Annotated in this window: 25 protein-coding genes; 20 read left to right on the plus strand and 5 right to left on the minus strand. The window is 60.1% G+C overall.

Going from position 1 to position 19,443, the window contains the following annotated elements; translation table 11 throughout:
• Positions 1–562: 562 nt before the first annotated feature.
• Positions 563–922 (plus strand): hypothetical protein, encoded by a 360-nt coding sequence (locus IIC71_13355; protein MCH7670166.1) that lies wholly within the window; start codon positions 563–565, stop codon positions 920–922.
• 42 nt (positions 923–964) lie between these two features.
• Positions 965–2,185 (plus strand): sigma-70 family RNA polymerase sigma factor, encoded by a 1,221-nt coding sequence (locus tag IIC71_13360; protein ID MCH7670167.1) that lies wholly within the window; start codon positions 965–967, stop codon positions 2,183–2,185.
• Between the two features lie 78 nt (positions 2,186–2,263).
• On the opposite strand, the gene IIC71_13365 is transcribed toward IIC71_13360, so the two are convergent.
• On the minus strand, positions 2,264–3,253 hold the full coding sequence (locus IIC71_13365; protein ID MCH7670168.1) for a zinc-binding dehydrogenase: 990 nt from the start codon (positions 3,251–3,253) through the stop codon (positions 2,264–2,266).
• Between the two features lie 126 nt (positions 3,254–3,379).
• Here IIC71_13365 and IIC71_13370 point away from each other — a divergent pair, with 126 nt between their 5' ends.
• Complete coding sequence (locus tag IIC71_13370; protein ID MCH7670169.1) at positions 3,380–3,922, plus strand: DUF2061 domain-containing protein; 543 nt, start codon at positions 3,380–3,382, stop codon at positions 3,920–3,922.
• Between the two features lie 81 nt (positions 3,923–4,003).
• Positions 4,004–4,150 (plus strand): hypothetical protein, encoded by a 147-nt coding sequence (locus IIC71_13375; GenBank protein MCH7670170.1) that lies wholly within the window; start codon positions 4,004–4,006, stop codon positions 4,148–4,150.
• Between the two features lie 321 nt (positions 4,151–4,471).
• Here the strand turns inward: IIC71_13375 and IIC71_13380 are convergent, their stop codons facing one another.
• A complete protein-coding gene (locus IIC71_13380; GenBank protein ID MCH7670171.1) occupies positions 4,472–5,419 on the minus strand; it encodes a COX15/CtaA family protein in 948 nt (315 codons plus the stop codon).
• 271 nt (positions 5,420–5,690) lie between these two features.
• On the opposite strand from IIC71_13380, the gene IIC71_13385 reads away from it, so the two are divergent.
• Both IIC71_13385 and IIC71_13390 read left to right on the plus strand, forming a co-directional pair.
• Positions 5,691–6,080, plus strand: a complete 390-nt coding sequence (locus tag IIC71_13385; protein MCH7670172.1) for a DUF2237 domain-containing protein — start codon at positions 5,691–5,693, stop codon at positions 6,078–6,080.
• A gap of 169 nt (positions 6,081–6,249) precedes the next feature.
• Positions 6,250–6,714 (plus strand): PPOX class F420-dependent oxidoreductase, encoded by a 465-nt coding sequence (locus tag IIC71_13390; GenBank protein MCH7670173.1) that lies wholly within the window; start codon positions 6,250–6,252, stop codon positions 6,712–6,714.
• A 20-nt stretch (positions 6,715–6,734) separates the two neighbouring features.
• Here the strand turns inward: IIC71_13390 and IIC71_13395 are convergent, their stop codons facing one another.
• Positions 6,735–7,436 carry a hypothetical protein gene (locus IIC71_13395; GenBank protein ID MCH7670174.1) on the minus strand — a complete coding sequence of 234 codons (702 nt, stop codon included), beginning with the start codon at positions 7,434–7,436 and terminating at the stop codon, positions 6,735–6,737.
• A gap of 339 nt (positions 7,437–7,775) precedes the next feature.
• Between IIC71_13395 and IIC71_13400 the strand changes: the two genes are divergently transcribed.
• The 5 genes from IIC71_13400 (at position 7,776) to IIC71_13420 (ending at position 12,572) form a co-directional block, all read left to right on the plus strand.
• Positions 7,776–9,692, plus strand: coding sequence for an acyl CoA:acetate/3-ketoacid CoA transferase (locus IIC71_13400; protein MCH7670175.1), 1,917 nt, complete (start codon positions 7,776–7,778; stop codon positions 9,690–9,692).
• Positions 9,693–10,059: 367 nt separating this feature from the next.
• The gene (locus tag IIC71_13405) at positions 10,060–10,578 is read left to right on the plus strand and encodes an OsmC family protein (protein MCH7670176.1); all 519 of its coding nucleotides are present in this window, start codon (positions 10,060–10,062) and stop codon (positions 10,576–10,578) included.
• A gap of 52 nt (positions 10,579–10,630) precedes the next feature.
• A complete protein-coding gene (locus tag IIC71_13410) occupies positions 10,631–10,807 on the plus strand; it encodes a hypothetical protein (GenBank protein MCH7670177.1) in 177 nt (58 codons plus the stop codon).
• Positions 10,804–12,090: an O-acetylhomoserine aminocarboxypropyltransferase/cysteine synthase gene (locus IIC71_13415; GenBank protein MCH7670178.1), complete on the plus strand. Its 1,287-nt coding sequence runs from the start codon at positions 10,804–10,806 to the stop codon at positions 12,088–12,090. Before IIC71_13410 ends, IIC71_13415 begins: the two co-directional genes overlap by 4 nt.
• Positions 12,087–12,572: a CoA-binding protein gene (locus tag IIC71_13420; protein MCH7670179.1), complete on the plus strand. Its 486-nt coding sequence runs from the start codon at positions 12,087–12,089 to the stop codon at positions 12,570–12,572. Before IIC71_13415 ends, IIC71_13420 begins: the two co-directional genes overlap by 4 nt.
• Here the strand turns inward: IIC71_13420 and IIC71_13425 are convergent.
• A complete protein-coding gene (locus tag IIC71_13425; protein MCH7670180.1) occupies positions 12,569–12,814 on the minus strand; it encodes a DUF2007 domain-containing protein in 246 nt (81 codons plus the stop codon). The two genes, IIC71_13420 and IIC71_13425, sit on opposite strands and share 4 nt — an antisense overlap.
• 136 nt (positions 12,815–12,950) lie before the next feature.
• Between IIC71_13425 and IIC71_13430 the strand changes: the two genes are divergently transcribed.
• From IIC71_13430 to IIC71_13445, 4 genes are read left to right on the plus strand one after another with little or no spacing between them, the layout of a single operon-like run.
• Entirely contained in the window at positions 12,951–13,385 is a 435-nt protein-coding gene (locus IIC71_13430; GenBank protein MCH7670181.1) for a MerR family transcriptional regulator, read from the plus strand.
• Positions 13,382–13,705, plus strand: coding sequence for a thioredoxin family protein (locus IIC71_13435; GenBank protein ID MCH7670182.1), 324 nt, complete (start codon positions 13,382–13,384; stop codon positions 13,703–13,705). Before IIC71_13430 ends, IIC71_13435 begins: the two co-directional genes overlap by 4 nt.
• 5 nt (positions 13,706–13,710) lie before the next feature.
• Positions 13,711–13,899, plus strand: a complete 189-nt coding sequence (locus IIC71_13440; protein ID MCH7670183.1) for a rhodanese-like domain-containing protein — start codon at positions 13,711–13,713, stop codon at positions 13,897–13,899.
• Positions 13,900–13,917: 18 nt separating this feature from the next.
• Complete coding sequence (locus IIC71_13445; GenBank protein ID MCH7670184.1) at positions 13,918–14,469, plus strand: CBS domain-containing protein; 552 nt, start codon at positions 13,918–13,920, stop codon at positions 14,467–14,469.
• A gap of 69 nt (positions 14,470–14,538) precedes the next feature.
• Here IIC71_13445 and IIC71_13450 read toward each other — a convergent pair whose 3' ends face one another.
• A complete protein-coding gene (locus IIC71_13450; protein MCH7670185.1) occupies positions 14,539–15,747 on the minus strand; it encodes an FAD-binding oxidoreductase in 1,209 nt (402 codons plus the stop codon).
• A gap of 78 nt (positions 15,748–15,825) precedes the next feature.
• Here IIC71_13450 and IIC71_13455 point away from each other — a divergent pair, with 78 nt between their 5' ends.
• The 5 genes from IIC71_13455 to IIC71_13475 all read left to right on the plus strand — a co-directional run.
• Positions 15,826–16,431, plus strand: coding sequence for a histidine phosphatase family protein (locus IIC71_13455; GenBank protein ID MCH7670186.1), 606 nt, complete (start codon positions 15,826–15,828; stop codon positions 16,429–16,431).
• Positions 16,424–16,915 carry a DUF3090 family protein gene (locus tag IIC71_13460; protein MCH7670187.1) on the plus strand — a complete coding sequence of 164 codons (492 nt, stop codon included), beginning with the start codon at positions 16,424–16,426 and terminating at the stop codon, positions 16,913–16,915. Before IIC71_13455 ends, IIC71_13460 begins: the two co-directional genes overlap by 8 nt.
• Positions 16,827–17,600, plus strand: coding sequence for a phosphatidylinositol kinase (locus tag IIC71_13465; protein MCH7670188.1), 774 nt, complete (start codon positions 16,827–16,829; stop codon positions 17,598–17,600). The genes IIC71_13460 and IIC71_13465 overlap by 89 nt, the downstream gene beginning before the upstream one ends.
• 141 nt (positions 17,601–17,741) lie before the next feature.
• Positions 17,742–18,905, plus strand: coding sequence for a DUF2029 domain-containing protein (locus IIC71_13470; GenBank protein ID MCH7670189.1), 1,164 nt, complete (start codon positions 17,742–17,744; stop codon positions 18,903–18,905).
• A partial coding sequence (locus IIC71_13475; GenBank protein ID MCH7670190.1) for a DUF2029 domain-containing protein occupies positions 18,902–19,443 on the plus strand: 542 nt, incomplete at its 3' end. The genes IIC71_13470 and IIC71_13475, both read left to right, overlap by 4 nt.

Genomic DNA, 19,443 nt, shown 5'->3' on the forward strand with positions numbered 1-19,443 from the left:
TCATCAAGCCCAACGGGTATTCCCCGCTCGTCCATGTGGGGTGTGTCAAAGAAGATTGGTTCGAAATCCGAACCACTCGAACCCGTCACGGTGCCAGCACCCACCGTATTACGGGGTTTGTCCGTTGCTGCTAACTGGGCGTAACTCATACCTGTAATCTATCGAACACTTGTTCGATTGTCAACCCCAAAACCCAACATTTCTTGGGATCCCGGAAGATTTCTTCCATCCACGACAGCTACACCGGAATGAAGCCCTAAAACAGGCAGAACGGGTGACCAGCCGGGTCCAACATCACCCAGTCAGCCTCTTCGACGGTGATCTTGCACCCCAGCAGCCGCTAGTAGAAGGCTGCGAGTCCCCGCGGATCGGGTGAGCCGAGTACGGCGGCAGATAGTTGTAGACGCGGTTGTGTCATCGCCGAAAGACTCACCTTCTGACGTAGCTCATCACGGTGCAGGACCCTATGGAACTTTTCTGGCATGGGTGTCCTCGTCCGCGGATCGAATTCGTAAGTAGGGTAAGTGCGGGAACAGCCCGCAAAAAGGCGAGGAGCAATATCATGAGCCAGTACCTGTTGTCGATGCACACGGGCGAGGCCCCACCTACACCCCCGGAGCCGATGTCGCCCGAGGTGATGGAAGAGTTCATGGGGAGGGTCAACAAGCTGGAAGCCGACATGAAGTCGAGCGGCGCATTCGTTTTCACCGGTGCGCTTCATGGTCCGGATGCGACGACTGTTGTTCGTAGGACCGATGGCGAACTCGTAATGACCGATGGCCCGTACGTCGAGGCGAAGGAACATATCGGTGGGTTCTACGTCATCAACGCGGATGACCTCGACGCGGCCCTGGCATGGGCTGGCAAGGTTGTGGACGCCATCGGGCACGCGATCGAAGTCCGCCCGTTCCGCGACCACTGAGCGCCTGAAGCCTTGACCCGTGTCGTCGCCGCGCGTCGGGAGGTGCCCGATGTCGAGCGCGTGTTCCGTGAGGTATACGGCCAGGCGGTGGCGACATTGGTCCGAGTCTTCGGCGACATAACGCTCGCAGAAGACGCAGTCCAGGATGCGTTCGTCGTGGCTAGCGTTCGCTGGCCCAATGACGGTGCGCCGCCGAATCCGGCCGGGTGGATCGTCACAACCGCACGTAACCGCGCAATCGACGTCCGACGCCGCTCGGCGCGAGGCCAAGAACTGTACGAGCAGCTTGGAAGGCAAGCCGATACGTCACCTGCGCCCGCAGCTGACGACCAGGGAGAAGATGGACCCGTGAATGACGACCAACTCAGCCTGATCTTCACGTGCTGCCATCCTGCGTTACGAAAAGAACACCAGGTGGCGTTGACCTTGCGACTCTTGGGAGGGTTAAGCGTCGCGGAGGTTGCCCGCTCGTTCCTGGTGACCGAGTCGGCAATGGCGAAGCGGCTTGTGCGGGCGAAATACAAGATCAAGGTTGCCAAGATCCCGTATCGGGTGCCCGCAGACGCCGACCTGCCCGACCGGCTCCGGGCGGTGCTTTCAGTGATGTACCTCATCTACAACACCGGCGCCGACAACCCGGAAAGGGCCGCGCTGCGCAACGAAGCGATTCGTCTTGGCCGAGCCCTGGTTGAGTTGATGCCCGATGAGCCGGAAGCGGCCGGTCTGCTTGGCTTGATGTTGCTCAACGAGTCTCGGCTGCCTGCCCGTACCATCGGAGGCACCCTCGTGCTGCTCGCCGACCAGGACCGCACCAAGTGGGACCGTGGAATGATCGAGGAGGGGCACACCATCGTGCGTGCCTGCGTCCGACGCTCTCGCCCAGGGGCGTACCAGCTCCAAGCATCAATCCAAGCGGTCCATTGCGACGCTGCCTCGTTCGACGAGACTGACTGGTTTCAAATCGCGACCCTCTATGACCACCTGTACTCGCTGATGCCGACACCGGTCGTGGCACTTAACCGAGCGATCGTCATTGGCGAGACGGAGGGGCCCGATGCTGCGCTAGATGCTCTCGACGCGGTCGCCCCCGACCTCGATAGCTACCACCTGATGCACTCCGCCCGCGGAACACTGCTGCGTCGACTCGGCCGCCGAGACGCCGCAAGAGTCGCTTTCGAACGGGCATCTCAGCTCGCAACGACCGGTGCTGATCAGCGGTTCCTTGCGCTCCAGATCGCAGAGTTAACCGAAGCCAACGGCTGAACAAAGAGCAGATCCTGTCACTGACGCGCGGTGGCCGAGTGATGGGCATGCGGATCGCGAGGTCTAAACCGGTCGCATTCAGACGCGCAACACGACTTTGCCATTACGGTCACTCCCGTCGATTCTGGCGAATGCGGCGGCGGGTTGCGACATTTCGAAAACCGAATCCACGACTGGCACCCACTCGGCGCCGCTGACGTGTTCGAGCAGGGCAGCGAACTCGCGTGGGCTGCCCATTGAGGATCCTACGATCCTCCGTTGTCCAACAAAGAGATCCCGCACCACGACCTCGGCAAGATTACGTACAGTCCTGCCGATCGAGACAAGTGTTCCTCCCGGCGAGACGCTCTTCACCAACGCTGGCCAGCTCGCACCTGATGAGTCGAGAACAACATCGAACTGGCCGAGTTCACTAAGAGACTCCTCCCAGTCTTCCTGTCTCACGACGCCTGAGGTCGCTCCTAGGGTTAATGCCGTTTCGAGCTTCGCTGATGACGATGTGGTAACCGAGACCTCGGCACCCACCGCGTGCGCCATCATGATCGCAAACGATGCCACACCACCTGACGCGCCGGTGACCAGGAGCCGGTCGCCCGGTGCAAGCTGCCCCTGCGTCATCAGCGCCCGCCATGCCGTGAGTGCTGCCAGTGGCAGCGCGGCTGCCTGGTTCCACGACAAGCGTTCCGGACGGCGGAATATGTTCTCCTGAGGGATCGCAATCAATTGGGCGAACGTTCCTTGTGTGACGTCACCGAGGATCTCAAACGCGCTGCTGGGGCTACGTTCATAGTCACCCCACCAAAGTGATGGCAAGATGATCACTTCGTCGCCGACTTTCCAACCGCCGACATCGGATCCGATGGCCGCTATCTCTCCAGCCCCGTCGGAACCAATGACCGCGGGGGAAGCTCGTGTTGCACGATCGGCGATGCTCATTACGTCATGACGGTTCAGAGCGGCCGCGACGAGCTCGACAACAACCCATCCGGGACGGACGATTGGGTCGGGCCAGTCCAGCCAGCTCAGTGGTGGTTGTATCGGGTCTTGGCTGACGACAATCGCCTTCATCGGAACTCCTCTGGGCTGACAGCCCCACCCGGTCCGCCCTAAACACGCTGCGCATCCAGGATAGCTAGGGGGCGGGGGTCCAACCGCGGCTACGCATTCGAACGCTGTTTCGTGCGATACTTGCTAATCGTGAAGGACCATCCCGAAAAGCCGATCTTCGGACCTGAGGACGCGACGCGTAGTCCGGTGTATCCGCCGGCGATCAAGCCGTGGCGCAGCATTGCCAAAGCGATCAGCTGGCGGGTGGTGGGAACGATCGACACGCTGTTGCTGTCGTGGGTCGTGATCACCTACCTCGGTCCTGCCCTTGGTCGGGTCGCCGTGTCGAGTGGTGAGACTCTCAAGACAGCGGGCTACATCGCCTCGACCGAGATCGTTACCAAGATCGTGCTCTACTTCCTCCACGAGCGGGCATGGGTACGGGCTACATGGGGCGTGAGCGTGGAAGACGGTCTCCGCCGCGATTCGCACCGCCGGACGGTTACCAAGACCGCGACGTGGCGAGCAATTGCTAGTTCAGATACTTTCTTCCTGGCGTTGATCTTCACCGGCAACGTCGGCACGGCGCTGTCCATCGGGGGGTTCGAGATCTTCACCAAGCTGTTTCTGTACTTCTTGCATGAGCGCGCGTGGGTCCGGATCCCGTTCGGGATTGAAGCTCGGAACTGAGTTCCGGCCGCTGGCGAACCGGGTGGCAATATGCTGGCCGCAAAAGCAGGGAATCTTGGGAAGGGGGACGGGGAACACGAGATGGAAACAACTCACGCGACACGTAGTCTTGTGCGCATAGTGCTTGTGGTGATAGCCACCCCGACAGTCCCCGGTGCGGACTTCACGGCGGTTGGGTCGCTGACGGAGTGGAGAACACCGTCATCGGCGCTGCGGTGGGCGACATGATGTCACCGTCGATGTCATCCCCACTAGGGCTAAACCCGCAACATCTATCCCCGGGCTGTAATCGCCGTAGGTGGCACCTGGGAGACCGAATTCGACGACGCGATTCCAAACCCGAAGGTCCCGGATGCTCTTCGATCGGGGATCCGGGTCCAAGAGACGGGGTTATGGACACTGACGACGGCGCGGAGGACGGGGCCAATTGTCGTCAAACCGTCAGTAAGGCCTGGGGCGTCGGTTTCACCGATGAAGACGGTTCAGTTTCCGCGTCGGATGTCGTCTGGGCGAGGTTTCCTCGGCGATTTCGAGTGCTGATGCGCTTGCCTAGTTGGTGTGTGGCGGCTGGGCGAGGGGGGCAGGTGCACCATCGGCCAGCTCAGGCGTCGCGGGAGAGGATCGGGAGATCATTGTCACAGCAACGAGAGATGCCCATACGAGCGACGCCATCGAAAGATGACCGGCGACGAGAGCGCTTGAACCGACCCGAGTGAACACGTGGGCGGCGCCGAGGCCGACATTGAGGGCGTACGCGCCCGCCGCGCCATATATCAGAAGGCGTTCCGCGCTGGGCCGCTGCCTTTTGGTTACGGCGAAGGCGAGATAACCCAGATAGAAGAGACCGACGCCTGCCACGACGCGATGCACGTAGTGAACGGCTACGAATCGGTTCGACAGATTCGGCAACAGTGTGTTGCCGACCAGCGGCCATCCGCTTATGTAGAGGTCATGCACATACGAGCCCAGGAGGAGCAATGCCAGGGATCCTATCGCCGCGACGCCCAACAGCCTGGTCCAACCCCGATCATTGCCCCGGGGCGGAAGATCCTGAGCCGCAGCAGGTCTGGTGGCCACCACGACCATAGTGAGGAGAGCTACCACCGCCATAGAGATAGCCAGATGTACGGACACTAAGTCTGCGTCGAGCTGCCCCTTCACCACGAGGCGCCCGACCCAAGCCTGAACACCTATCGTGGCGACAGCCGCGGCTGCGGGCATGACGACGCGGCGTTGGCCGCGGTGGTTCCGCCAGGCCGTGAGGGCGGTGCCGATAGCCAGTATCCCGACAAGACCGGCTGTCCAGCGGTGCGTCCACTCGATGATCATGTGGTACTCGGCACGTGGAATCCAACCACCAAGGAGTCCGTCTTCACACAGTGGCCACCTGTCTTTGCACCCGTACCCGCTCCCGCTACCGCGCGTGAACCCGCCAATCGCAACCAGGACCAGGGTGGCCACCAGCGATATTCTGGCCAGGCGTCGAGTTGACAGCATGCGGGCGAGTCTACGCACTTGTCTGAATCTCAGTGATCGGCGGTACCGTGAGCATTCTCGGGATGCAGACGACCCGGCGCGGGATGGTTACGGTTGTGCGAGTCGCCGAAAGATTCCTGAGTTCAGGAATGAGCAGTTCCAGCTGTCTCCTGTCGGTAGCACCGTCTCGTCTTCTGGTTGCAGTGGACCATGAGGTTGGGCCCGGCACCCTTGCTCACGTCGTTCGTCGGCACTCGTCACGGTGTGTCCCGCCAGGGACGATACTGGTCGGATGGAACGCAATGTCCTCGGAGCTGAATTGGAGTCGTGCGGAGTGGACCCAGTGACCGGCTTCTACCGAGATGGGGCGTGCCGCACGGGACCTCAAGATCGGGGTAGCCACACCATCTGCGCCGTCATGACGCGCGAGTTTCTTGAGCATCAGCGGGACATCGGCAACGATCTATCGACACCGATGCCGCAGTTTCACTTTCCGGGTCTCGTGCCCGGCGATCGTTGGTGTGTGACCGCGGTGAACTGGTTGCGGGCGCATCAAGACGGTTGTGCAGCTCCAGTCGTCATGGCATCCACTCACGAACGCGCTCTCGAAAGAGTGCCGCTGGACGTCCTGCAAACGCACGCTGTCGATGTGCCTTCCGACCCCGGTTCGCTCGGTCTCTGACCGACTGCGAGACAAGGGGGGCCCGGTGGGAATCTGTCGGGTCTCGGCAGGTGTGTCAGTATGCATCGGGTCGTGCACGAAATACTTGATAACGGCCCATCCGAGCGCTCTCCATCGACCACCGTGATGACGTGTACCGCGCTTGCTTACCCATTACTAGTATCGACGTGTGATACGAAAAGCTGCTGTGGATCAACAAGTTTGTAGAGCAGACCTAGAGTCCTTCGTGCGTCCTCGTCATCGGGGGATCTTGATCACCTATAAGCAGAACGGCACCCTGCAATCGTCGCCCGTTACGATCGGTCTCGATACCGAGGGCAGGATCGTGATTTCATCCTATCCCGAGCGCGCCAAGTGCAAGAACTTGCAACGAGATCCCCGAGCGACGGTCACCGTACTATCGGACGAATTCGACGGTGAGTGGGTTCATGTGGATGGGACTGCTGAAGTGATCGAGATGCCCGGCGCTGTGGAGCCTCTCGTGGAGTACTTTCGGGTCATCTCGGGCGAGCATCCCGACTGGGACGAATACCGCCAGGCGATGATCGATCAGGGGAAGGTGTTGATCCGCATCACGGTCGACGCCTGGGGGCCGATCAGCAAGGGCGGGTTCCCCCACCGGCTTGTTCAATGATCGTGCTCACGCGGTCACTTTTACCGCAAGGTCCCAGCAACGACCGGTTTCCATATTGCGCAAGCTGCTTCGAGAATGTCGGGCACTGCGACGATGTCTCCATCGAGGCCTTTTGAGGTAGCCCACTTTTCGGCGGCGCTGTGAGTGGTGAAGAAGTTCACTTGTGGACACCAGTCTTCTCGAACGTTAACGATGTCAAACCCTTCGAGGACGAACAGCTTGACGTTCGTAGCGGGCCGCCCATCGGCGAAAGCGATCTCGATATCTACGCCAGAGTATGGATCTGTTGAGCGCACTGAGCCTGTTGCTTCAAGCGCGCTGAGAATTCCGACGGCGTCCAGTGCGCACCAGGTCTGACGGGTTCGCCCGTCGATCGTGAATTCGTGGTTGCTGGGTGTGAGGGTCAGTCCGGCGATTCCGATGAGGAAGTTCCGGTCGTCGAACTCGGCCCGACCCTTGGTCCGAAACGAATCAAGGATCTCAGTCGCTCGGTTCGCCGAGATGCCAGCGCCATTTGCGAGATCTGTAGCCGCGACTGGTTCGCCGGTCTCGAACAGCAGTCGGAATCCAGCTGATCGAACCGCGGCAACGTCGGCAGGCATTTCCTCATCTCGAATCCGGGCTATCGCGTTAGATTCCGTAACCGAGCCAGTAAGGGTTCTGTCGGTGGTTGTTCGAGCGGAGCAACAGCATGAGAGACCCGCTGCCTCGGTCGAATTCATGACGGTTCCTCTCATCGGTGGCGAACGTTACTAGCGCGATCTCTAACACCACCAAGTTCAGGGTGGACGGCGCTATTCCCGGTACAGCGGTGCCGTTCGGCTCACTGAAGCGCCACGTGCTACGGAACGGATGCCTCGCAACCGGTTTCGTTTTTCAGGTGTCCAACCGTCCGCGAGTGGGTGAAGCGAGGCCAGGCCATCGCCGAGGACGCGGGGGAGCTTTCGTGTACAGGACCTGCCCTGGCGTTCTCCAGGGTGTTCCGACCCGTTCGACTGTAGTCTCTGTGGGGTGCAGCTGGGTAAATTGATCAAGCACAGCATTGATGTGGAAGGCCGAACATGCCGATCAGCAAACTTGTCACGGCGGCTGATGCTGTTTCGGTGATTAGGTCGGGCGACGTCGTTGTTACGTCTGGATACGGTGGCCACGGCGTTCCCGAAGATATCCTCGTCGCGCTCGAACAGCGGTTCCTAGGAGAGGATCAGCCCCGCGATCTGACTCTGGTTTACGCAGGTGGGCAGGGCGACGCCCGCGATCGGGGTCTCAATCATCTCGGGCACGAAGGCATGCTTGCAAGGGTCATCGGCGGTCACTACGGCTTGATGCCGAAAATCGTCAAACTGGCAATGGAAGAGAAACTCGAGGCGTACAACTTTCCCGAGGGTGTGATCGTCCAGATGTATCGGAACGTCGCGAGAGGGACTCCGCTGCTTCTGTCGAAGATTGGTCTCGGCACTTTTGTTGACCCGCGATTTGAGGGCGGCAAAGTAAATCAGTCCGCGACGGCCGATCTTGTCGAACTCATCGAGATCGACGATGAGGAATGGCTGCTTTACCGCGGGTTTCCAGTCGATGTCGCCCTGATTCGCGGCACCACTGCAGATCAAGAAGGGAATGTCACAATGGAGCGGGAGGCGCTTTCGCTGGAATCCTTGTCGCTTGCCATCGCTGCCAAGACGTCTGGTGGGTACGTCATATGCCAAGTAGAGAGGACTGCAGAGGTCGGATCGCTCGACTCGCGGGCGGTACGGATCCCCGGAGTGATGGTAGATGCGGTCGTTGTCGCGGCACCAGAGCACCATATGCAGACCTTCGGCACCATCTACAACCCCGGCATGTCGGGCGAAATACGTGTACCGATTGAGTCAGTCGAGCGGCTTCCGCTTGACTATCGCACCTTGATCGCACGCAGGGCAGCGTGTGAGCTGACAGCCGATGCCGTCGTCAATGTCGGGATCGGTCTTCCCGATCTGATCGGGCGCGTTGCGGCAGAGGAACGTATCTCGGATCTCTTGACGTTCACAGTCGATCCCGGAGTCATTGGCGGAATTCCACTTAGTGGATTTGATTTCGGGGGCGCAGTCAACCGACAGGCTGTTATTGATCACGCTGCCGCCTTCGACTTTATCGACGGGGGAGGAGTGGACATAACGTTCCTAGGAATCGCTGAGTGCGACGCCCGCGGCGACGTCAATGTCAGCCGGTTCGGCGGGAAGTTGGCTGGCTGCGGAGGGTTCATCAATCTGACCCAGCGCACTCAACGGCTTGTGTTCGTCACCCCGTTCACGAGTGGCGGTCTCGATGCAGTTATTGAGGATGGGATGCTGCACATTCGACGCGAGGGAAAGATTCATAAATTTGTTCGGGAGGTGGAGCAGGTGACTTTCAGCGCCGAGCGCGCCATTGGTCGACATCAAGAAGTGCTCTATGTTACGGAGCGCTGCGTGTTTGAGCTCTCGCCCGCCGGGTTGACTCTCACAGAAGTCGCGCCAGGCATTGATGTTGAAACGCAGATTCTTTCGATCTTGCCGTTCGACGTCATCGTCGATTCTCCGGTGGCGATGTTTGCACCACTGCTCGTTCCGGGCACACTCGGGTTGCGGGACCGGATGCTGGACGTTCGGGTCGAGGACCGGCTGACCTACGACGCGGACTCAAACACCGTCTTCATGGACTTCTCCGGGATGCACTTGCGCACCACGAGCGATGTCGACCAGATCGTGGCAGCAGTTGACAAGCTCTTGGGTCCGCTTGGACACCGCGTCCACTCAATCGTGAATTACGACCGTTTCTTGGCGGACGACAGCATTGCGGAGGGATACGCTGATGCCGTCAAGTATGTTGCAGATAAGTACTACCTGACAGTCTCGCGCCACGCAACCAGCGGGTTCACCCGCCTGAAGCTGGGGAAGCAGTTCGCTGAACGCCACATCGAGTCCGCGCTGCATGAGATGCCGCCCGCTCACCGAGATTGACACTATATGACTTCGGTCGATTCCATGTTGTCGGGCCACGAAAGAACCCGATAGTTTTCGTGCGTACTGCCGACAGGTGGTTCAATCGGCGGCTGGGTTTGACTTGTTCAACGAGCAGTGTTTTACTCATCCGCCAACAAGTCGATTGACGCATGTCACGAACGAGAGGAGCACAACATGGGTCGTTTAGCACCCGCCTCGCTCTTTTCGACGCGTCTCGACGCCATGTGTATCTGCATGCTTAGCTCTCGGGTGGCCCACCCGAGCGCACCTGCAGTGCGCTCCTAGGAACTGCCACCACCCGAGAGGGCAACTTCGGCGTTCCGTTTCAACCGACCGATACATCCGGTGAATTTGAGAGGACCACATGACTACTTCAACTATTCGACTTAATTCTGTAGATATCGACGCTGTCGGCGCGCTTGCACAGGCAATCCAAGAAGAGCCTGACAAGGCAGCAACCACCTGGAAGGCCTCCGTCACATGGGACGGTGGGTTCAACACGACGACCACGATTCGAGACTTCGAACCGTTTGCGACAGATGAGCCCGAAGAGCTTGGTGGAACTGACACTGCACCGAATCCTGTAGAACAGCTCATCGGGTCGCTCGGGGCTTGCCTGGCGATCGGCTACGCGGCGAACGCGACGGTGGCGGGGATCCGGATCGATAGTCTCCGGATCGACGTCGAAGGTGAGCTAAATCTCGAGGTTTTCCTCGGACTCAAGCCGGGTCACGCCGGATACGACACGCTGCGTGCGACCGTCCACATCGAGACCGATGCCGACGAAGCGACCGTTGCGGATCTCCACGATAAGGTCGTGAACTCGTCGCCGGTAGGCCATTCGTTGAGCAGCGCTATCGCGCTCAGCGTCGAGCTGGCATAGGTTCTCTTCGGGGTCCGAGCCGGCACCGGTTCGGACCCCGAAGCTTTCACCCATGAACACAGTCATTATCCTTGTTACCATCAACATTGGTGTTTGGTTCGCCCTGGCATGGTGTGCGGTCTTCCAAGGTGTCGACTACAGCGGTGTCGACCACAGCGGTGTCGACCACAGCCCTGACAGACGCGGTACTCTCGATCGCAAAGCAAGCACCATCGGAGACGGTACATGACCGACGATCAGCACCAATTCGGCTTCGCGACGCGATCCGTCCATGCCGGTCAGCGCCCAGATCCGGAAACCGGCGCCAGGGCAATGCCGATCTACGCCACCACGTCGTACGTCTTTGACGATGCCCGACACGCCGCAGACCTGTTCGCCCTCCAAACCTTTGGCAATATCTACACGCGTATCGGCAACCCAACATCGGCCGCGTTCGAAGAGCGCATGGCATCTCTCGAAGGAGGGATTGGCGCGTTAGCAACAGCGTCGGGGCAGGCAGCTCAACTCATTGCGATCTTGACGTTGGCACAAAACGGCGACGAGATCGTTGCATCTCAGTCGCTCTACGGTGGCACGTACACGCAGTTTGACGTCACATTGCGGCGTATGGGAATCGACGTCACATTTGTTGACATCCACGATCCGGATGCAATAGACGCGGCGATCAACGAGCGCACCAAAGCCGTGTATGCGGAAACGATAGGTAACCCCCGCACCGACGTGTTGGACATTGAACGTGTCGCCGATATCGCACACGAGCACGGTCTTCCACTCATTGTCGACAACACGTTTGCTACTCCCTATCTGTGTCGACCGTTCGAGCACGGCGCCGACGTCATCACCCACTCCGCAACGAAGTTCATCGGCGGCCACGGAGCGGCCATTGCGGGGTGCATCGTTGAGAGTGGGGAGTTTCCCTGGGACAACGGCAACTTTCCGCTGCTCACCGAACCCTCGCCTGCGTACCACGATCTCCAGTTCTGGGAGAACTTCCGCGAATACGCATACTTGATGAAGGCCCGCACTGAACTGCTGCGCGACACGGGAGCGTCGCTGTCACCGTTCAACTCGTTCCTGTTGCTGCTCGGGCTCGAGACGCTACCGCTGAGGATGAAACAGCATGTCGCCAACGCCAAGGCGGTTGCCGCGTTCTTGCGTGACCATCCCAAGGTAGCGTGGGTTGGATACCCCGTGTCCGATGGCGACCAGTGGGTCGAACAGGCAAGGAAGTACCTCCCCGAGGGGCCCGGAGCCGTGTTCGTATTCGGTCTCGTCGGCGGACTCGAGGCAGGGGTCACGTTTATTGAGCATGTAGAACTTGCTTCGCACGTCGCAAACGTCGGCGACGCTAAAACCCTGGTGATCCACCCGGCATCGACAACTCACCAGCAGATACCCGAGGAGGAGCGCACAGTGATGGGGATCGGCGACGACATGATCCGCATTTCGGTCGGCATAGAGGATGTCGATGATATTCTGTGGGACCTCGGCCGAGCACTGGAGGAAACGTGACAGTAACAACCGTCCCAGAGGCGACTGCCCAGCAACGTCTCCAGATCATCCGCGATGCTCGCTCGATCGCGCTCGTCGGTGTGTCCGCTAACCCGATCCGATCCTCAAACTTTGTCGCCGCGTACCTCGTACGCACGCCGATGACTACGTACCCCGTCAACCCAGCGTACGAAGAGGTGCTGGGGGAGAGGTGCTACCCGTCGCTGCGCGATCTCCCTGAGGTCCCAGACGTTGTCGACATATTTCGGCGTCACGACGCCATTCCTGGTGTCGTCGACGAGGCTATCGAGGTCGGTGCCAAAGTTGTCTGGTTCCAGCTCGGGATACGCCACGACGAGGCTGCGCAACATGCCCTAGACAACGGCCTCCAAGTGGTTCAAGACCGATGCCTCAAGATCGAGCACGCTCGCTGGCACGGCGGCCTTCATCTCGGCGGGTTCGACACCGGTATCATCTCAAGCAAACGGTACCGACCGATTTAGCCGTCTTGGGTCTGGTCGGCGCCGTAGAACGACTTCACGACCTCAAGAATCTCTCGGGCATCTTGCGCGTCATCGCAGGACACCCAGATTTCCGTGAGGGCCATCGCGCCAACGGTCATTGTGTACGGACCGAGGGCTTCGCCGTGAACCCTGGCATGGATACCAGAGTCCTTGAGACGTGCGGCAATGATCCACGCCTCGTACACATCGGACACCCGAGAAATGCAGACAGGGTCATTCATGGGATCATCATATCGTTCCGCCCGAGGTACATCCCCGAGACACCCATCCGGGAGGTAGTAGGTTCGCTGGCATATAGGGCTTGACCTTCGAGTGACTCTAAGGTCTATGCTCTGATTGTGCGAAAAGGAGATCGCCGTGCGAATCAGCGAAGCTGCGACAAAAGCGGGGCTTGGAGCCACCGCGATACGGTTCTACGAGAAACGCGGCGTCGTCCCCCGTCCCGGTCGGAGCGAGAATGGCTATCGCGACTACGCCGAAGAAGACGTCGCCATACTGCGCTTTGTGAGGCGCGCACGCGGTCTCGAGATTCCACTGGATGACATTCGTGAGATCGTCGAGTTACGTACCAAAGGCCAAGCACCATGCAACGTCGTGCGCGCCGCGATGCACACCGGAGCATCGGCAATCGATTCGAGGATCGAGGAACTCCAAGCTTTGCGTACCGAGCTCACCCACCTGCTTGCGCTTGCGGACGACATAGCGGACGATTGGCCGGGCGGAGATTGCGTGTGCCACATCATCGAGGGGGAATCGCCTCAACCACAACCACGACCAAAGGAGTCATCGTGACCGACCACACCACAACTGAAGTGACATTGCAGTATTTTGACGGCTGCCCAAACTGGAAAGACACCGACGCCTACCTCACCGCGCTGCACGACGAAGGCCTCGGCATAACCGTCAGTCTCGAACTTGTTGATACGCAAGAGAAAGCGGAGAGCGCCAACTTCCGCGGCTCGCCGACCGTCTTGATAAACGGTGTCGACCCATTTGCTGACCCGGATGCGCCTGTCGGGCTGTCGTGTCGCATGTATCCGTCCGACGACGGGTACGTCGGCTCGCCGACATTGGAACAGCTCAGGTCAGCCCTGGTCGCTGCACGGGTCTGATCGCGATGGTGACCAACATCGATCGGGCCGAACTACTGACGCTCATTGCGGACGGCGCTCAGATTGTCGACGTGCTACCGCTTGCCGAGTACGAAGCAGAACACATTCCCGGGGCTGTGAGCATTCCGCTGCGGCGCCTCACAGCGAATGCTTCCGAAGTGCTCAGCCGAGATAAGCCGGTCGTTGTCTACTGACACGACGGCTTGTGAGACATGTCTCCGCGAGCCGCGTGCCGGCTCGAGTATTTTGGCTTTGAATACGTGTACGACTACGTCGCAGGCAAGGCCGACTGGAAAGCTGCCGGACTTGCGCTTGAGGGTGCAGCAGAACACGGGCTGACGGTCGGCGACGCGACACGTCCCGACGTCCCAACCGCAGAGCTGCATGAGGTTCTCGATCTCGTCCGTCAGAGGGTCACCTCGGCAGGGTGGGACGAGGCCATTGTCATCGACCGCGGTCGAGTGGTGGTTGGAAGGCTGCGCGGTGCGGTGTGGGACGGCGACGGGACGGCGAGAGTCGATCAGGTAATGGAGTCCGGACCGACCACGGTCCGACCCGACGGGTCGCTGAGCGCGTTGCTTGCCAGGATGAACGACCGGGGAACACAGCTCGTTGTCGTGACCGATCCCCAGGGAGTACTCATTGGTGTGATGTTGGCGGAGGATTCCGCCCGACTCGTCGCCGGCGAATCGCCGGAACAGGTGTGGCAAGACTGCGACGGCTGCCCCGGCCGGTGGGTGGCTCGCGCTATCGACGGCTCGTAGAAATGAGCGGTCCACACGAGACTTGCAGCTCCGGCTGCGATGTGGCTCGTTGCGCGTCACAGTCACTTCTTACATAAACAGGTCTCTTGATTTCCAGGTATGAGCGGCGTCTGCGTACTGCACCCGGTGGTGTGTTGCAGGGATGACCGTGTCAGACCAGGATTCTGTCAGTGCCAGCGAAGCGGCAAGCTCGCCGATGGCTCCGGCCCACTTCGCCGAATGGCCATTGCCGCCGATAGCGCAGTAGAGCCGACCGTCGACCAACGTGTCGATGAACGGCCGACCGTGCGGGGTGCGGGCAATGACGCACCTCACGGCATGCCAGTCATCGACATCTACGGATGGAAACAACCTGCTGAATGCCTTTTGCATCGTCGGTGTCACCGCGGCGCTGTCACCCTCGCGGTACCAATGTTGAATCTCTTCGTCGTTGAGGTATCGGTCGTGGGGCGTGTTTGCGCCAAACTTCATCATCATTTTCCCGTTGGGATACATCATTGGCGGCACCATGTAGATGTCCGAGACGAGGTCTGAATCCAGTTCGTACACGAAAGTGGGCATGTCGATAAGTTCTGGATTCTTGGCGAGATTGAGTTCGACCATCAGGGCCGTCTCCGACTTGCGCCTCAGCGCAACAGGTCTTGGCAGAAACTGTGTTGTATTTGAGAACGCTCCGGTTGCAAGTACTGCCTTGCGTGCCGCAATGCGCCTACCCGACGAGATGACTACTTCGACACGGTCGGCATGCACGTCGACAGCTGTGACCTGGTCTTGAACAACGTCGGCGCCCGACGCCGCAGCTGACGAGACGAATGCGTTGACGAGCCCCCGTGGAGACATGTACCCGGACGGGGCGTCTTCGACGTAGCCGACCACCCCTGGGGAGAGGGCAAGGTACGCAAACCTGTCGGCGAGGTCGGTGTGGTCGAGGAGAAGGAGGGACTCGATGTCTTCGGAATCGCTCAGTATGCCCTCATCGAGACCGCGATCCGCGGTGAACAAAAAGCCCACCTCAGTCAGGAGAGTGTTTCCGCATTCGGTCTCGATCGCTCTTATCGCCTCAATACTCCGACGCGTGAGCTCAGTGTCGGCCGGGTCTGCATGATGTCTCCACAGCAATCTCGAGCTGTCATGCCACGCGCCAAACAAGCCGGTGTGCTGGTCGGGTTCCGCTGGCTCGGGAACTCCGATGGCAACAACGGACGCCCCTGACCGCTGTGCGTGCCACGCCGTTGGCGCACCCATGATTCCGGTGCCGATCACTGCAAGGTCGAACATCCTGTGCAGGCTAACTGGCCGACGGTGTGGCCGCATCGAAACGTCGTGTCGATATCGCAGTGCATGTATTGTCAAGCGATGGCCAGACTGTTGCTCATCAGACACGCACCCACGCCCGAGACCAGCAGCAAGCTGACCGGGCGGACGCCTGGCGTTTCGCTTGGGGATGCCGGTGTTCTTGCCGCTCAGCGGACCGCGGAAAACCTCAGCGGCCTCGCCATAAAGATGGTGTTCTCGTCGCCGTTGGAGCGCACCATGGAGACCGCCTCGATTATCGGCGACCGGCACGATCTGGCTCCCATTGTTGAAGAAGGTGTGAACGAGATCGATTTCGGGTCATGGGCCGGACGCTCGTTTGGTCAGCTTCGTCGAACCAAGTTGTGGAAAACCGTTCAAACAGTCCCCTCGCGGGCAAGATTTCCCGGTGGAGAGTCCTTCTTCGAAGCCCAACATCGCGCCGTTTCGGCCTGCGATGCGATCGCCGCCGCGGCTGGCAGGGCCACCGTGGCTGTCGTTAGTCACTCTGACGTAATTAAGCTCATCGTGTCTCACTACCTCGGCCAACCGCTTGATCTGTTCCAGCGGATCAACATCTCCACAGCATCGGTGACGGTGATCCATCTCGCGCCCGGGCAGGCGCCGTTTGTCGACGTGGTCAATTCTGACGGGGTTCTCCGTGCGTGAAATCGGACCCGCAGAGCAGTTCCGTGCAGATGCTGTCGGCCCAATCGGACATCGAGTGTTCTATCTCAGCATCGTCGCTTCAGGGATACCGCTGTGGTTTGTTGCAGAGAAGCAGCAAGTGGCGGCGTTTGCAGAACTCGGTCAGCACATGCTGGAGGCTGCTGGAGTTCACGCCGATGAGGATGCGGTCCTCCAGATCGAGCAAAGGTTGGCAGAGTCGGCGGAGCTTGGCGATGCCGAGTTCAGGATCGGTGACCTACGGCTCGGGTTGCGCGAGAACGACATGGTGTCGATCATCCTGGAGTCCGTCGAGGAGGACGACGAGGCCGTGAACTTTGTCATCGCTCCCGAGCAGCTTCAGGCTGCCGCTGCCCACGCGCTGCGTGTCGTAGCCGATGGCAGGCCCCTTTGCCCACGATGCGGGGAACCGATCGACCCCGGCGAGTACCACCGATGCCCGGCGGTGGACCCTCATCTCAACTGACACATCCACACATGGCGAGATTGTTGAGATCGTAGGAGTTCTTACCAATGCTTCGAACGGCACCCTCCTCGCACGCGACGACAATGGCAAGCTCGTCGTGTACAAACCATCGTTCGGCGCACAGCCGCTGCACGATTTTGACCATCAGACATTGGCGGCCCGCGAGATATTGACGTTCGAAGTTTCTCAAGCAATGGGTATCGAAATCATCCCGCCGACACGATTCGTCGAAGGTCCATACGGTATTGGATCCGCCCAGGTTTTCATCGACGAAGACCGGACCACCGATCAGCGCACGTTGCTTGAGGGCCCCGACGAGCGTCTCTGGCCGTTTGCGGTGCTCGATGTCGTCACCAACAACGCCGACCGCAAGCTCGGCCACCTTCTTCTCGAGGTTGACTCTGATCGCGTCTGGGGGATAGACAACGGATTGACGTTTCATCATCTTCCGAAACTCCGCACGGTCCTGTGGGGTTTTGCGGACCGTGAACTGCCAGATCATATGGTTGATTGTCTTGAGCGGCTGGAGGTAGCGATGCGGGGCGGCCTTCGGAATCGCATTGCGGCACTGCTATCCGAATCCGAGGCGGCCGCGACCGCGGCGCGAATAACATCGTTGCTGGCGCTTCGCGTGCATCCCTCTCCACCCGTAGATCGGCAACCTTTGCCATGGCCGTGGTGGTAGCGGCGAAGGTGCGGTACGCGGGGGTACCTTGGACGGAACCTGTATCGCACTAACCTCCGCTGGATGAACCGCGAAACCGACCAGGAATCGCTTCGCCGAACGCTGTGGCGGATCGTCGCTGTTATCTCTTTCTAGGGAGCTGTGTCCTACGGTGCGCTCACACATTTCGTCGCCGGCGAAATCGCCGACCCTCAGGCGACGGTGCGTGTCGGTGTGGACTACTCGACGTTCCACGCCGCGGCGCAGATCTTACGTGTCGGCGAAGCGAGCGATCTCTATGACGCGCAGGCTGTTGCCGCAATTCGCTCGAACCTGAGGGGTGAGGCGGTTCCAGCCACTGCCGCGTATGTCAATCCACCGGCCTTCGCAATGCTGCTTGTCCCGTTTGCCGGAATGCGATATGAAGTGGCGCTCGCGGTCTGGACGGTGTTGGGGCTGGTGGCGATGGGATTCTCGCTCGTGGTCCTGCGTACACCACGACCGTGGCTTGTCCTCGCTGTCGCGGCAACATCAGTGAACGGGTTTATCGGTGTCAGAATCGGTCAGGCTCAGATGTTTTGGGCCGCGCTGTTTGGTGCAATTCTGTGGCGACTGCGGGGTTCTGCGCACGTACAGGCAGGGCTGTTCGCCGCGCTGTTGTCGTTGAAACCGCAGCTCCTTGCCCCCATTGTGTTGTGGTGGCTGATTGACTGGCGCGTCTACTGGCGGGCCCTTGTCGCCACCGGAGTAGGTGCTTCGTTGCTTGCACTCTTGCCGATGGTGCTGTTCCCAGGGTCCTACGATGGCTACTTCGCCCTCCTGCGGGAGTGGTCGGCTTCTGCGTTGCAGGAGGGGATTCCGTGGGGGGCAACGCTTCCGTACGCAGTGTTTGCGGTTACGGGTCCATCTACAGCAATCGCGACCGCGGTGTTCATCATCAGCACTCTGATGTTCGTCGGCGTGATGGTTACTGCGGTGCGGCGCCGATGGAGTCAGGATGTGATGTTTGTCCTCGCGACGATCGGTGTGGCGGCCCTTGCGAACCGTTTGTTTTTGTACGACTGGATGGTGCTTGTGCCTGCGGGCGTCATCGTCGCCAAACACCTTCCACCGCGGAGTGTGCACCTGCCTGCGATGATCGCCTCTCTCATGTTGGTGTCGTTCGCCCAGTTTGCGTTTGGCGCGTCGGTGTATCGCCGGTTCGGGTTTACCTTGCAACTCGCACCTTTTGTGCTGCTCATCATCGGTGTCGTCGCCATCAGGCACATGCGCTCCTCCGACCGCGACGATCTCCTCTCCCGCGACGCTCGGTTGGGCACCGCGTGACCTCGGGTGCGGCGCGGGAGACCACTCGCACAAACCTGTGGCGCGCTATCGCCGTCATCCTCGGCTTTGGGGCGCTGCTCTACGTGGCTTCGAGCTACAGCGTTGCAGCGGACTCTCAGAACCGCATGCCATCCGGGAACATTGTCGGCATCGACTATTCAACATTTCATGCTGGGGCGACAATGTTGCGTTACGGCGACGCAGACAAGCTTTACGATCTCGACGCTATGACCGCGCTTCTCCGAGAGGTGCGTCGCGGGCCTGCGGCTCGTGTACCGTCGTTCCTCAATCCGCCCTCTTTCGCGATGGTGCTGACGCCGCTGGCACCGCTGCGTTACGAGGTTGGTTTGGCTTTGTGGACTGTGTTTGGTGTCTCCGCGTTCGCGGTAGGGCTCCGTGCCATCGGGACGTCGCGACCCGCGTTCGTGCTCGGTGCAGTGCTGGTGTCGGTACCGGGGTTTCTCGGCGTGACGCTCGGTCAGGGCCAATTCTTTTGGGCTGCGCTCTACGCGGGTGTCTTGTCGCGGCTGCGGGCGGG

The sequence above is a fragment of the Acidobacteriota bacterium genome (genome assembly GCA_022562055.1).
Classification (GTDB): Bacteria; Actinomycetota; Acidimicrobiia; order Spongiisociales; family UBA5794; genus BMS3BBIN02.

Bases quoted from the DNA above. Each gene is read 5' to 3' on its own strand.
- IIC71_13405 (MCH7670176.1), top strand. From the start codon at position 10,060: ATGACTACTTCAACTATTCGACTTAATTCTGTAGATATCGACGCTGTC.
- IIC71_13445 (MCH7670184.1), top strand. From the start codon at position 13,918: ATGTCTCCGCGAGCCGCGTGCCGGCTCGAGTATTTTGGCTTTGAATAC.
- IIC71_13415 (MCH7670178.1), top strand. From the start codon at position 10,804: ATGACCGACGATCAGCACCAATTCGGCTTCGCGACGCGATCCGTCCAT.
- IIC71_13465 (MCH7670188.1), top strand. From the start codon at position 16,827: ATGGCAGGCCCCTTTGCCCACGATGCGGGGAACCGATCGACCCCGGCG.
- IIC71_13455 (MCH7670186.1), top strand. From the start codon at position 15,826: ATGGCCAGACTGTTGCTCATCAGACACGCACCCACGCCCGAGACCAGC.
- IIC71_13400 (MCH7670175.1), top strand. From the start codon at position 7,776: ATGCCGATCAGCAAACTTGTCACGGCGGCTGATGCTGTTTCGGTGATT.
- IIC71_13355 (MCH7670166.1), top strand. From the start codon at position 563: ATGAGCCAGTACCTGTTGTCGATGCACACGGGCGAGGCCCCACCTACA.
- IIC71_13365 (MCH7670168.1), bottom strand. From the start codon at position 3,253: ATGAAGGCGATTGTCGTCAGCCAAGACCCGATACAACCACCACTGAGC.
- IIC71_13425 (MCH7670180.1), bottom strand. From the start codon at position 12,814: ATGAATGACCCTGTCTGCATTTCTCGGGTGTCCGATGTGTACGAGGCG.
- IIC71_13410 (MCH7670177.1), top strand. From the start codon at position 10,631: ATGAACACAGTCATTATCCTTGTTACCATCAACATTGGTGTTTGGTTC.
- IIC71_13375 (MCH7670170.1), top strand. From the start codon at position 4,004: ATGGAAACAACTCACGCGACACGTAGTCTTGTGCGCATAGTGCTTGTG.
- IIC71_13450 (MCH7670185.1), bottom strand. From the start codon at position 15,747: ATGTTCGACCTTGCAGTGATCGGCACCGGAATCATGGGTGCGCCAACG.
- IIC71_13440 (MCH7670183.1), top strand. From the start codon at position 13,711: ATGGTGACCAACATCGATCGGGCCGAACTACTGACGCTCATTGCGGAC.
- IIC71_13395 (MCH7670174.1), bottom strand. From the start codon at position 7,436: ATGAATTCGACCGAGGCAGCGGGTCTCTCATGCTGTTGCTCCGCTCGA.
- IIC71_13380 (MCH7670171.1), bottom strand. From the start codon at position 5,419: ATGCTGTCAACTCGACGCCTGGCCAGAATATCGCTGGTGGCCACCCTG.
- IIC71_13385 (MCH7670172.1), top strand. From the start codon at position 5,691: ATGGAACGCAATGTCCTCGGAGCTGAATTGGAGTCGTGCGGAGTGGAC.